10 protein-coding genes are annotated in these 12,461 nt (G+C 52.0%); 6 read left to right on the top strand and 4 right to left on the bottom strand.

The features are described from left to right. Nucleotides 1-48: 48 nt before the first annotated feature. The 3 genes from sucC to cra all read left to right on the top strand — a co-directional run bounded on the left by sucC (nt 49) and on the right by cra (nt 3,281). On the top strand, nt 49-1,215 hold the full coding sequence (gene sucC, locus ACESOH_RS06120; protein WP_373100363.1) for an ADP-forming succinate--CoA ligase subunit beta: 1,167 nt from the start codon (nt 49-51) through the stop codon (nt 1,213-1,215). 2 nt (nt 1,216-1,217) lie between these two features. After that, nucleotides 1,218-2,087: a succinate--CoA ligase subunit alpha gene (gene sucD / locus ACESOH_RS06115; protein WP_373100362.1), complete on the top strand. Its 870-nt coding sequence runs from the start codon at nt 1,218-1,220 to the stop codon at nt 2,085-2,087. 204 nt (nt 2,088-2,291) lie between these two features. Continuing rightward, entirely contained in the window at nt 2,292-3,281 is a 990-nt protein-coding gene (gene cra, locus ACESOH_RS06110) for a catabolite repressor/activator (protein ID WP_373100361.1), read from the top strand. 1 nt (nt 3,282) lies between these two features. Here the strand turns inward: cra and ACESOH_RS06105 are convergent, their stop codons facing one another. Further along, complete coding sequence (locus tag ACESOH_RS06105; protein ID WP_373100360.1) at nt 3,283-3,987, bottom strand: SanA/YdcF family protein; 705 nt, start codon at nt 3,985-3,987, stop codon at nt 3,283-3,285. 215 nt (nt 3,988-4,202) lie between these two features. Between ACESOH_RS06105 and metX the strand changes: the two genes are divergently transcribed. Next, on the top strand, nt 4,203-5,282 hold the full coding sequence (metX, locus tag ACESOH_RS06100) for a homoserine O-acetyltransferase MetX (RefSeq protein ID WP_373100359.1): 1,080 nt from the start codon (nt 4,203-4,205) through the stop codon (nt 5,280-5,282). Between the two features lie 63 nt (nt 5,283-5,345). Here metX and folK read toward each other — a convergent pair whose 3' ends face one another. From folK to dksA, 3 genes are all read right to left on the bottom strand, one after another. After that, nucleotides 5,346-5,828, bottom strand: coding sequence for a 2-amino-4-hydroxy-6-hydroxymethyldihydropteridine diphosphokinase (gene folK, locus ACESOH_RS06095; protein ID WP_373100358.1), 483 nt, complete (start codon nt 5,826-5,828; stop codon nt 5,346-5,348). Then, nucleotides 5,825-7,132 (bottom strand): polynucleotide adenylyltransferase PcnB, encoded by a 1,308-nt coding sequence (gene pcnB / locus ACESOH_RS06090; protein WP_373100357.1) that lies wholly within the window; start codon nt 7,130-7,132, stop codon nt 5,825-5,827. Before pcnB ends, folK begins: the two co-directional genes overlap by 4 nt. A 302-nt stretch (nt 7,133-7,434) precedes the next feature. After that, nucleotides 7,435-7,872, bottom strand: a complete 438-nt coding sequence (gene dksA / locus ACESOH_RS06085) for an RNA polymerase-binding protein DksA (protein ID WP_032092946.1) — start codon at nt 7,870-7,872, stop codon at nt 7,435-7,437. Nucleotides 7,873-8,430: 558 nt separating this feature from the next. Here dksA and ACESOH_RS06080 point away from each other — a divergent pair. Both ACESOH_RS06080 and ACESOH_RS06075 read left to right on the top strand, forming a co-directional pair. Beyond that, nucleotides 8,431-9,876: an NAD-dependent succinate-semialdehyde dehydrogenase gene (locus ACESOH_RS06080; RefSeq protein WP_373100434.1), complete on the top strand. Its 1,446-nt coding sequence runs from the start codon at nt 8,431-8,433 to the stop codon at nt 9,874-9,876. Nucleotides 9,877-10,037: 161 nt separating this feature from the next. Then, on the top strand, nt 10,038-12,461 hold the full coding sequence (locus tag ACESOH_RS06075) for a DNA internalization-related competence protein ComEC/Rec2 (protein WP_373100356.1): 2,424 nt from the start codon (nt 10,038-10,040) through the stop codon (nt 12,459-12,461).

The following is a 12,461-nucleotide window of genomic DNA, read 5'->3' as shown; positions in this document are numbered from 1 at the left end:
AACCAATACATTGCAAACACAGATCAACAGTTAAGTGAAAGGGTGAATATGAACTTACACGAATACCAAAGTAAACAGCTCTTTGCGCAGTACGGTTTGCCGGTAAGCGAAGGTTATATCTGCGAAAACACGGCACAGGCGCTGGAAGCAATGCGGAAGCTGGGCGGCAGCCAGTGGGTCGCCAAATGTCAGGTTCATGCCGGCGGGCGCGGCAAAGCGGGCGGCGTGCAGGTGCTGAAATCCGAACAGGAAGTGCGGTCGTTTTTTGATAAGTTTTTAGGCAAACGGTTGGTAACATTCCAGACCGATGCCGAGGGACAACCGGTCAACAGCATTTATCTTGAGCCTTGCGTACAGATTGAAAAAGAACTGTATTTAAGTGCGGTGGTGGATCGCAGTTCGCAACGTGTCGTCTTTATGGCTTCGACGGAAGGCGGCGTCGATATTGAAGAAGTGGCGCAAAACACACCGCACTTGGTGCATAAAATGGTGATCGACCCGCTGGTCGGCGCCATGCCGTATCAGGGGCGTGAACTGGCATTCAAGCTGGGATTAAGCGGTGCGCAGATAAAACAGTTTACTCACCTGTTCTGCCAGCTGGGGCAGTTATTCGTTGAAAAAGATCTGGCTCTGCTGGAAATTAATCCGCTGGTGATTTTGCAAAACGGCGAACTGCACTGTCTGGATGCGAAAATTGTGGTGGACGGTAATGCGCTGTTCCGTCATCCGGATTTGCTGGCAATGCGCGATTTGACGCAGGAAGACCCGCGCGAAGCGGCGGCGGAAGAATGGAACCTGAATTATGTGGCGCTGAAGGGCAATATCGGCTGTATGGTAAACGGCGCCGGGCTGGCCATGGGTACTATGGATATTGTGAAGCTCTACGGCGGCGAACCGGCTAATTTTCTTGATGTGGGCGGCGGAGCGACCAAAGAGCGGGTGGCCGAAGCGTTTAAGATTATTTTAAGCGATCAGTCGGTCAAAGCGATTCTGGTGAATATTTTCGGCGGTATTGTACGCTGCGATCTGATTGCCGAAGGGGTAATCGCCGCAGTGAACGAAGTGGGCGTCGGCGTGCCGGTGGTGGTGCGTCTGGAAGGTACCAACGCCGCGCTGGGACGCGATATTCTGGCGAAAAGCGGCTTAAATATTATGGCGGCGCAAAGTTTACAAAACGCTGCGCTACAGGTAGTGAATGCGGCGGCGGGAGCGTAACGATGGCAATTTTGATTAATAAAACGACTAAAGTGATTTGTCAGGGATTTACCGGCGGACAGGGAACCTTCCATTCCGAGCAGGCGCTTGCCTACGGCACGCAGTTAGTCGGCGGCGTTTCGCCGGGCAAAGGCGGCACCACGCATTTAGGGCTGCCGGTGTTTAATACGGTGCATGAAGCGGTAGAAACTACCGGGGCGACGGCAACGGTGATTTATGTGCCGGCGCCGTTTTGTAAAGATGCCGTGTTGGAAGCGATTGCGGCAGGGCTGAAATTAATCGTTTGTATTACCGAAGGGATTCCGACGCTGGATATGTTGCAGATTAAGCAGAAACTTAATCAATGCGACGATGTGGTGATGATCGGGCCGAACTGTCCGGGGGTGATTACGCCGGAGGAATGCAAAATCGGCATCATGCCGGGCAATATTCATAAAAAAGGCCGCGTCGGAATTGTTTCCCGCTCCGGCACTTTAACGTATGAAGCGGTAAAACAAATCACCGATGAAGGGCTGGGGCAATCCACCTGCGTAGGCATCGGCGGTGATCCGATTCCGGGCTCGAATTTTATTGATATATTAAAACGGTTCCAGCAGGATGCGGAAACCGATGCGATCGTGATGATCGGCGAAATCGGCGGTTCGGCGGAAGAAGAGGCGGCGGCATTCATTCAATCCCATGTAACCAAGCCGGTGGTCGGTTATATTGCCGGCATTACCGCACCGAAAGGCAAACGGATGGGACATGCCGGGGCGATTATCAGCGGCGGTAAGGGAACCGCTGAGGAAAAAATTGCGGCCTTAGAGGCGGCCGGGGTGAAAACGGTGCGTAGTCTGGCGGAAATCGGCAGCGCGCTGAAAGCCTTGTTGTAAATCCTTAACCGGTCTCAGTGCGGTGGAATTTAAACATAAACGGTATTATTGAACATTGGCGAGATATTACCGGAAATTCATTTAAATTCCACCGCACTTATTTTTTGCGAGCAAGATCAAATTATGCCGCTTTGAACTTTGAAGGGGCAAAATCATCGGTGCTATAATCGTTTTAGCAATTTCAGACATTTGAAAGGAGTTAATGTGAAATTAGATGAGCTTGCGAAACTGGCCGGCGTTTCGCGCACGACAGTCAGTTATGTGGTAAACGGCAAAGCGAAACAATATCGGGTCAGCGATAAAACCATTGAAAAAGTTCAGGCGCTAATCCAAAAACACCAGTTTAAACCTAATGCCATGGCGGCGGGCTTACGCGCAGGGAAAACCAACACCATCGGCCTGATTATTCCTGATTTTGAAAATCTCAGTTATGCTAAAATCGCCAATCAGTTAGAAAATAAATTCCGCGAAAAAGGGTATCAATTATTGATTGCCTGCACCAATGATCGCCCGGAAAATGAAATGGATTGCGCCAAACATTTGTTTCAGCGGCAGGTTGATGCGTTGATCGTTTCCACCGCGTTACCGGCCGATACCCGGTTTTATCAGGGCAACACTATTCCGGTTTTCGGTTTTGACCGGCGGATTGTTTCCGATGAGGTGATTAACGTATTGACCGATGATGAGCAGGATGCCTGTCGTCTGGCACAAAATTTACTGCAGGAACAGCAATATCGGCGCATTTTGTTTTTCGGCGCGCTACCGGAATTACCGACCAGTCAGGAACGTGAACGGGGATTTCGCAAGGCGTTGGATACCACAACGGCAAGCGCCGTTGATGTGCTGTATGCCGACCGGTTCCATAAAGCCGCGGCGGCGCAGGCGTTTGAACGCTGGCTGGCGGAAAATCCGCTGCCGGATGCGCTGTTTGTCACTTCATTAACCTTATTGCAGGGCGTGTTTCAGGCGCTGTTGCAGCGCGGCAACGGCATTCCTAAACAGTTGGTTATCGCCACTTTCGGCGATCACGACATGCTGGAAGTGCTGGAAAACCGAGTGGTCTGCGCGGTGCAGAATCATCAACAAATCGTACAATCGCTGCTGAATCTGGTTTTGCATAAACTGCATCATAAAAAAGCGGAAACGCAGCAAAACGCGATTTTACGCGATATCGTTTATCACCATTATCGTTGAGCTAATTCATCGGAATCGTGACCGGCGGCGGCAGCGGTTCGGGTTTTCCCAAAAAGTGCGGTTCTTTTTCGATTAAAAGATCCCAGATTGCCTGCAGGCGGGCAAAAAATTCGCGTATGCGCACGAACGTATAGCCCGACGGGTATTCCGCGGCGAAGCAGATCGCATCGATATTATGATATTTAGCGATAAACAGGGCGCGTTCGCAATGGAATTTTTGCGTGATGATGGTAATGGAGTGCGCCTTAAACACCTGATCGGCACGGATAACGGAATCCAGCGTGCGAAAGCCGGCGTAATCCATATACATAAATGCGTCCGGAATGCCCATTTTCTTCAGATCTTTGTACATGGTGCGCGGTTCGTTATATTCCACCGTGCGATTGTCGCCGCTGAGCAACAGATAATCGATTTTCTTGGCTTTAAACAGCTCGTCGGCGGCCAACAGACGGTTGGAATAAAACAGATTCGGGGTGTTTTTGGCAAAGTATTTTGACGTACCCAGCAGCAGACCGTACGGGCGGTTCGGTATGCTGTCGATATCCGTATAAATGCCCTGCCGCACATAAAAGCCGATCGCCTGATCGATCAGAATCAGCACAAATATGCACAGAAACAGTGCGGACATGCAATAGCGCAGGCATTTGCGGGAAAATGCCTTAATGCCTTCGCTGTGCAACATCGTCATTAGTATGTGTTTCATCATGAGCGGATTGTATCGGAATTTGACTGCCTATCAACATAATGAAAAATATTGCTAAATTCAAGTATTAAATCGGTTAACGGCGAGATTGCCGGGGGCTAAAACGTCTAGAAGTTTAGACGTCTAAAATTTCTTGACAATGCACACCGCTAGCGGTAGTTTATGCAGCAGGAACCGGCGCACGGAGCAGCCGGATTGAATCGTTTACGGAATAGGCAATGGCAGTACAAAAAGTCACACTTTTTACCGAACAGCCCCTTCATTTAACCTTGGGCGGACAACTGGAGCAAATCGACATTGCTTATCAGACATACGGAAAGTTAAACGCGGAGCAAGATAATGCCGTTTTGATCTGCCATGCGCTGACCGGAGACGCCGAACCCTATTGCGAGGATAAATCCCAAACCGGCTGGTGGCAGAATTTTATGGGCGCCGGGCTGGCGCTGGATACCGATCGTTATTTTTTTATTTGCTCCAATGTGCTGGGCGGTTGTAAAGGTTCGACCGGCCCCGCCTCACCTGATCCCGCCACTTGTAAGCCTTATGGCAGCCGCTTTCCGCATATTGTGGTGCAGGATTTAGTCAAAGTGCAGAAAGCTTTGCTGGATCAGTTGAATATTCCGCATCTGCATGCGGTGATCGGCGGCTCTTTCGGCGGTATGCAGGCAACCCAATGGGCGATCGACTACCCGGATTTCGTCAGTAATGTGATTAATCTGTGTTCTTCGCTTTATTTCAGCGCCGAGGCGATCGGCTTCAATCATGTTATGCGGCAGGCGGTGATCAATGATCCGAATTTCAATCAGGGCGATTATTATGACGGCGAGCCGCCGCTGAAAGGACTGTCCGTTGCGCGTATGCTGGGTATGCTGACTTACCGTACCGATATTCAGTTGGCGAAGGCGTTCGGGCGAGCCACCAAAGCGGAGGGCGAGTTCTGGGGTGATTATTTTCAGGTGGAATCCTATCTGAGCTATCAGGGCAAGAAATTTCTTGACCGTTTTGACGCCAATACCTATTTGCATTTGCTGCGCGCACTGGATTTGTATGATCCGGCGGTGGGCTATGCGGATATTAAAACCGCACTTTCGCGTATTAAAGCGCGTTATACGCTGGTTGCGGTCACCAATGATCAATTGTTTAAACTGGTCGATTTGCACAAAAGCAAAGCGCTGTTAGAACAATACGGGGTAAACCTGAATTATCACGAATTTCCTTCCGATTACGGACATGATGCCTTTTTGGTGGATTATGATTTTTTTGCCCCGCGCATTCGCTCAGGGCTGGAAACGGCGTAAGATGCGGCGGTTGCATCATACAACGAGCAACGCCGAACAGCAGGTAAAATGACTAAAGTGCGGTTATTTTTTTACAATTTTCATAGTATGCGCGGCAAACGGCTGTTGTAAATCCGCCACGCGTTCCCCCGTCGGCAGCACCAAATGCGGAGCGATTTCATATAACGGAATCAGCACGAATTCACGGTTTTTCATATCATAATGCGGCACGGTTAAACGGGTGTCTCGGATGATGGCATCGGCATACAGCAAAATATCCAGATCCAGCGTTCTTTCCCCCCAACGGCGTAAGCGCACCCGACCTTGCCGGTTTTCGATCCGTTGCAGGTTATCCAGTAAATCCAGCGGCGCCAGTGCGGTTTGCAGTGCGGCGACGGCATTGACATAATCGGGCTGATCCTGCGGGCCGAGCGGCTTGCTGCAATAAAAGGAACTGACCGCCGTTAAACGACAATCCGGCAATGCCGCCAGGGCATATAACGCGGCGTTCAGTTGTTGTATCGGTGCATTTAAATTGCTGCCTAAGGCGATATAAGCTGTTTTCATTCGGATAACGGTTTCGCTTTACGCCGCTTTCTGGCGCGATAAAATTTTTTCTTCGGCTTCGGATTGAGCCGCTGTTGTTCCTGCACCAACGTTGAGCGCTGTTCGCCGTTGCTAAGCTGATACTCATGCCACCAGGCGGCCAGTTCCACCGCCTCGCCGCCTTCGATTTCCGCCCGCATTACCAGTAAATCAAAAGCCGCCCGGAATTTTGGGTGTTCCATTACCTTAAGCGGCGCGTTGCCTGTCCGTTTCAGCAATTGCAGCTGCAACAACCAAATATCGCGGATCACGGCGGTATGCCGGCGCGGTGCGGCGAGCGCCCGACAAAACAGCGCCAGAATATCATTGCCGGCCAATGCGTAGGCATCGTGGTTATTTAAGCCGCCTTCATTTTTCAGGATCTCCACTTTCTCACGCAGCGGATACCAGAAAAAGGCGGCGAATAAAAATGCCGGATTAATGCGCAGTTTATCGGCGACCCGTTCGTCGGTGGAGGTCAGTGCGGTTAAAATCATCCGTTCGGCGTAGCTGTCGCCCTGTTCGGTGAAATACGGCATTAATGCCGGGAACAGTTGTTCGAACAAGCCGTATTTACGCAGCAGATGATAGGTTTTCACCCCGTATCCCGCTTGCAGCAATTTCAGGCTTTCGTCAAATAAGCGGGCGGGCGGAATGTTTTTCAGCAATGGTGCCAGCTGGCGGATCGGCGTCTCGCTCGGTTTTTCCAGAAACATATCCAGTTTCGCCATAAAGCGAACCGAACGTAACATGCGTACCGGATCTTCCTGATAACGCACCACCGGATCGCCGATTAAGCGCAGTTTGCCGGCTTTCAGATCCTCCAGTCCGTTGAAATAATCGCGCAGCGTATTGTCCTGCGGATTGTAATACAGTGCGTTTACGGTAAAATCGCGGCGTTCGGCATCCTGTTCCACACTGCCGTACACATTATCGCGCAGCAGCATGCCCTGTTCGCTTTGTTTCGACTGTTTTTCATTATGATTATCGCTGTGATTGGCGCGGAATGTCGCCACTTCGATAATATCCCGCCCGAACATCACATGCGCCAGACGAAAACGCCGGCCGACCAAACGACACTGGCGCTGAAACACCGCCTGAATCTGTTCCGGGCGGGCATTGGTTGCTACATCGAAATCTTTCGGATGTTTACCGAGCAGCAAATCGCGCAGACAGCCGCCGACGACATAGGCTTCATACCCCTGACGATGCAGCTTTTCCACCACGGTCAGCGCATTTTTGCTGATCATGCGCGGGTTAATGCCGTATTGCGAGGCTTTGACCACATGTTTGTTATAATGATGTGCCTGTGCGGCGGATTTCGGCGTGCGGGCGGACGTAACGAATCTCGGTTCGGTTCGTTCTGCGGCGGAGGCGGTTTGTGTTTTCGGCTTGAAATCTGTCTTTGGCTTCGGACTGACTTCGGTGACGGGTCGATGTGTTGTCTTTTTAAACAGATTTTTGATTAAATTTAAAATAGTTCACCCCTTAAAAAGCACGGGCAGTTTATTAAAGTGCGGTAAGAATGCGTGTCATACCGTTGAGTACGTTTTCGGCATTAGCGGGGCGGACAACCGCCCCCGATCGGTTAGCCGACCATTTGTTTTTCGCGGATTTCCGCCAGTGTTTTACAATCGATACACAGATCGGCGGTCGGCCGCGCTTCCAGGCGGCGAATACCGATTTCCACCCCGCAGGAATCGCAGTAACCGAAATCCCCGGTATCCAGTTTTTTCAGCGTATTCTCGATTTTTTTCATTAACTTACGCTCACGATCGCGGGCGCGCAGTTCCAGACTGAATTCCTCTTCCTGAGTCGCTCTGTCCGCCGGATCCGGGAAATTCGACGCTTCGTCGCGCATATGGGCAACGGTGCGGGAGGTTTCTTCACGGATTTGATCATGCCAAGCCTGCAGGATTTTTCTGAAATGAAGCAGTTGCTCTTCATTCATATATTCTTCGCCTTCTTTTAATTGATACGGCTCTACACCGGCTAAGGCTAGTAAACTTAAAGAAGCGTTAGTCATTTGTATCTCCTAGATAAACTTCATCCATTAACTTGTTATTCAAACCGCGTTCGGGCGATAAGCATTCTCATGGTTATGTGAAAAAGCCGGTTAAAATGCAACGGGCTTTTTCAAGGGCGATATAAATAACAGAACTTGACGGAATTAGCAAATAAATTTAGCGCAGAAATCCCGATTTTCGGCAATAATTTTTTATTTTGAGATATTCGCGACAAAATTGAAAAAATAATTTGCCGATTCGGGTTTATCGTTTTAGCTTTCTGTTTTCGGCGTTTAAAACCGGTAATAATGTGTTGTTGTGCGCTCGGGCGATTTGCCGTCCGTGCCGACAAGCATTATTCACACGGTTCAACTAAAAGTGCGGTGAAAAATAGCATTAATTTAAACATAAAAAACCGCTGCAATTTCGACCGCACTTTTACGCGGCAGGGCAACGCGCGCAGGTTATCGGCGCATATTTGTGTCATCATTAGGGCGGGAAATTGGTAAGATAACAGGGGGACGAGGTTTTCGTCATAGAGTAAGCGGAGGGTATTTATGAATCACAACGGAGGGCATATGCAGAATTTTTCTCTTATAAAAACAAAAAGTTATATTAACGGTGAATATGTTGCGGCACTGGATGGCAAAACATTTGCGGTGCTGAATCCGGCGAATAATCAGCAGATTTGTCAGGTGGCGGATGTGGGCGCGGCGGAAGTGCAGGCGGCGATTCGGGCGGCGGAAGCGGCGCAGCAGGCGTGGAAAAACGTGCTGCCGAAAGAACGCGCCGCAGTATTGCGCCGTTGGTATGGGCTGATTATGCAGCATCAAGAGGAGCTGGCGCGGATTTTAAGTCTGGAGCAGGGAAAACCGCTGCAGGAAAGTCTGGGTGAGATCCTGTACGGCGCGAGTTTTATCGAGTGGTTTGCCGAAGAGGCGAAACGGATTGGCGGCGATATTTTGCCCGCCGACAAAGCCGGTCATCGTCTGATGACGATTAAGCAGCCTATCGGCGTGGTTGCGGCGATTACGCCGTGGAATTTCCCAAATGCGATGATTACGCGTAAAGCGGCGCCGGCGTTGGCGGCAGGCTGTGCGGTTGTGCTGAAGCCGGCTTCGGAGACGCCGTTATCGGCACTGGCGCTGGCGGAGCTGGCGGCGCAGGCAGGATTGCCGAAAGGTTTGCTGAATGTGGTGACTTCTTCTGATGCCGCCATGGTCGGCAAGCTGCTGAGCGAAAGCCCCATCGTGCGTAAGCTGACTTTTACCGGCTCGACCCGGGTGGGCAAATTGTTGATGGCGCAGTCCGCCTCGACAATCAAAAAACTTTCGCTGGAGCTGGGCGGCAATGCGCCCGCTATCGTGTTTGAAGATGCCGATTTGGACAATGCCGTGGCAGGCGTGTTTGCCTCGAAATTCCGCAACAGCGGGCAGACTTGTGTCTGCACCAATCGAATTTATGTGCAGTCCGGCATTTATGATGAATTTCTGGCGAAGTTTACGGAAACCGTGCGCCGCATTAAATTAGGCGACGCCACCGAGGCGGATGTCACCATGGGGCCGTTAATCAGCCAAAGTGCAGTGAATAAAGTGCAGGAACATATTCGTGATGCCCTGCACAAAGGGGCGAAGCTGGTGCTGGGCGGTCAGGCGCATGAATTGGGCGGTACGTTTTTCCAGCCGACCGTCTTGCGTGATGTGACGCAGGATATGCGGGTGGCGAAAGAAGAAACCTTTGCGCCTTTAGCGCCGATCTTTAAATTCGATACGGAAGATGAGGCGATTCAAATGGCCAATGATACCGAGTTCGGCTTGGCGGCGTATATTTTCACCCGCGATATCGCCCGTATCTGGCGGGTGTCGGAAGCGCTGGAATACGGCATGGTCGGCATTAATGAGGGGTTGATCAGCAACGAAGTGGCGCCGTTCGGCGGGGTTAAAGAATCGGGGCTGGGACGAGAAGGCTCGCGCTATGGCATTGAGGAGTTTTTAGAAATGAAATATCTGTGTCTGGCGATTTAATCCTGTTTGATTGCCGCAAAACCGCTTGAATCCCGCGATTTAAGCGGTTTTTTTTATTTATAAATATGATTTTTGCGATCGCTGTCGTAAAACTGACGGGCGGATTTTGTCTATTCGCCGCTGATTTTTCATAGTAGCGGAAACTCCCGCTGTGCACCGTTATGAGAAATTACCGCTTTCACCTTGATCATCTTGTCTGCCTTATTTTACCGGCGGCGCTGACGTTGCTGTGGACGCCGCGTGCCTATTTGCTGGATTTTTCCACCGCACTTTTATTGTTATGCGCCGGACTGGTGCTGCTGGCCGTGGCGGTTTATCGGCGTGCGCCACGGCTTATCGGGTGTTGTCTGGCCTTTTTAGGTTTTGTGTTGAGTTTGAGCTATTTTCATTACCATGCTTTATCAGCGCTGCGTCAGGCGGAGCGGATCGCCGCATTGCCGAAAGTGATGAGGCTGGAATTTAATATCCGCGAGGTTTTGCGTCAAACCGATTATCAAACGCTGGTGGCCACGGCGCGCCTGACCCCTGATTTACCCGCACAGCGGATTTATCTGCGCTGGCAATTGCCGCAGCCGGTTTATGCCGGTGAACGCTGGCAAGGCGAGGTTCGTCTGCGTTCGCTTGCTTCACGCTTGAACGACGGCGGCTTTGACCGCCAGCAATGGGCTTTTGCAAGCGGAATCAGTGCGGAAGGAACGGTAAAAAGTGCGGTGAAAACCGGCGCCGAATTTTCTTGGCGCGAGCAACGTTTGCAAAGGGCGCTGCAACAAACGGAAGGGTTATCCGCACGGGGCTTGCTGCTGGCGCTGGGATTCGGCGAACGGGCATGGCTGGATGCCGAGCGCTGGCGCATTTATCAGCATACCAATACGGCGCATTTAATTGCCATTTCCGGTTTGCATATCGGGCTGGCGATGCTGATGGGCGTCGGTGTAGTGCGGGGCGTGCAGCTTTTTTTGCCCACCAGGCGCATCGGTCCGCACCTACCGCTGTTAGGCGGGCTGGCAATGGCATGGGGGTATGCGGCGCTTGCGGGGTTCAGTATTCCGACCTTGCGTGCGATCACGGCGTTGGCGGTGATTTGTCTGTTTCGTTTCGGGCGGGGATATGGTACGGCATGGCAAATGCTGTTACGCGTGGTGGCGCTGTTGCTGATCATGGATCCGCTGATGTTGCTGTCCGCCAGTTTTTGGTTATCGGTCGGTGCGGTGGCGGCGCTGATTCTGTGGTATCAATGTGTGCCACTTGCCCTGCTGCACTGGCGGGGGCGCCCGCTGGCGGAATCGCCGCTGCGCAAGGCGCGTTATGTGATAAACCTGCTGCATTTACAGATCGGTTTACTGTGGCTGTTTACCCCGCTGCTGTTATGGCAGTTTAACGGCATATCGCTGAGCGGCTTTTTGGCTAATCTGATCGCCGTGCCGCTCTTCAGCCTGCTGCTGGTGCCGTTAGTGCTGTTTGCGGTGATGACGCAGGGCGGGTTACATTCCTGGGCGGCGGCGAATAGCCTGGCGGAGTGGATCACCGCTCGGCTCAGTCCGTTGCAGAATATGTGGCTTGCCTTGTCTTCAGATACGTCGCTGATTTGCACCGCACTGTTAAGTTTACTGTTCGGCGGCGGTTTATTGTGGCTGGCGGTGTGGCGGCGAAAATCCGCGCGTAGCCCGTCCCTTGCCTTACTCCGTTCCCGCCTGCCGTTTAACCTGAATGAACAGGCGATTGCACCCGCGCCGGTACTGCGCAACGGCATCGCCGGCAGTGTGCTGATAGCGCTGCTTTGCCTGTCGGCGGCGATGTGGGAACGGATTAACCGCCCGCTGTGGCGGCTGGAAACCTTGGATGTGGGGCAGGGGCTGGCCACGTTGCTGGTGAAAGAGAACAACGCCATATTATACGATACCGGCGCCGGCTGGCGGACAGGCAGTATGGCGCAAACGGAAATTATCCCTTATTTGCAGCGGCAGGGGATTGAGCTGGAAACCCTGATTATCAGCCATGACGATAACGATCATGCCGGCGGGGCGGCGGATATTCTGCGTCGCTATCCGCAGGCGCAATTTATCAGTCCGTCCGTTCAAAATTACGGCGCAAGCGACTGCACTTTTTGTCGGCGCGGGCGCCGATGGCAGTGGCGAGGGCTGAGCATCACGGCATTATGGCCGCCGGAAACGGTGGTGCGGGCGGATAATCCGGCCTCCTGCGTCTTGCTGGTAACGGACGGGCATTACAAGCTGTTACTGACCGGCGATGCGGATGTAGCGGCGGAAAACCGGTTCGCGGATGAGCTGGATAAAATCCATGTGTTGCAGGTGGGGCATCACGGCAGCAAAACCGCCACCAGCAGCCGCTTGGTGGAACGTATTCGTCCGGATATTGCGCTGATTTCAAGCGGGCGCCGGAATCCGTGGGGCTTTCCGCATGCCACGGTGACGGCAAGGCTTAAGGCGCGGCAAAGTGCGGTCTATAATACGGCGGTTTCCGGTCAGATCGGTCTGTGGTTTTATCCCCAATTCATTAAAATCCGCACCGCCAGAACGGATTTGGCGCCGTGGTATCGCGGATTAATTGGCTTGCATGGAAAATAA

Source organism: Necropsobacter rosorum, from assembly GCF_964241405.1.
Classification (GTDB): Bacteria; Pseudomonadota; Gammaproteobacteria; order Enterobacterales; family Pasteurellaceae; genus Necropsobacter; species Necropsobacter rosorum.
The sequence above is the reverse complement of the archived record's forward strand: the minus strand, read 5'-3'. Positions and strand labels throughout refer to the sequence as shown.

Coding starts and splice junctions, on each gene's coding strand:
- metX (WP_373100359.1), top strand. CDS start 4,203: ATGGCAGTACAAAAAGTCACACTTTTTACCGAACAGCCCCTTCATTTA.
- sucC (WP_373100363.1), top strand. CDS start 49: ATGAACTTACACGAATACCAAAGTAAACAGCTCTTTGCGCAGTACGGT.
- folK (WP_373100358.1), bottom strand. CDS start 5,828: ATGAAAACAGCTTATATCGCCTTAGGCAGCAATTTAAATGCACCGATA.
- dksA (WP_032092946.1), bottom strand. CDS start 7,872: ATGACTAACGCTTCTTTAAGTTTACTAGCCTTAGCCGGTGTAGAGCCG.
- ACESOH_RS06080 (WP_373100434.1), top strand. CDS start 8,431: ATGCAGAATTTTTCTCTTATAAAAACAAAAAGTTATATTAACGGTGAA.
- ACESOH_RS06075 (WP_373100356.1), top strand. CDS start 10,038: ATGAGAAATTACCGCTTTCACCTTGATCATCTTGTCTGCCTTATTTTA.
- sucD (WP_373100362.1), top strand. CDS start 1,218: ATGGCAATTTTGATTAATAAAACGACTAAAGTGATTTGTCAGGGATTT.
- ACESOH_RS06105 (WP_373100360.1), bottom strand. CDS start 3,987: ATGATGAAACACATACTAATGACGATGTTGCACAGCGAAGGCATTAAG.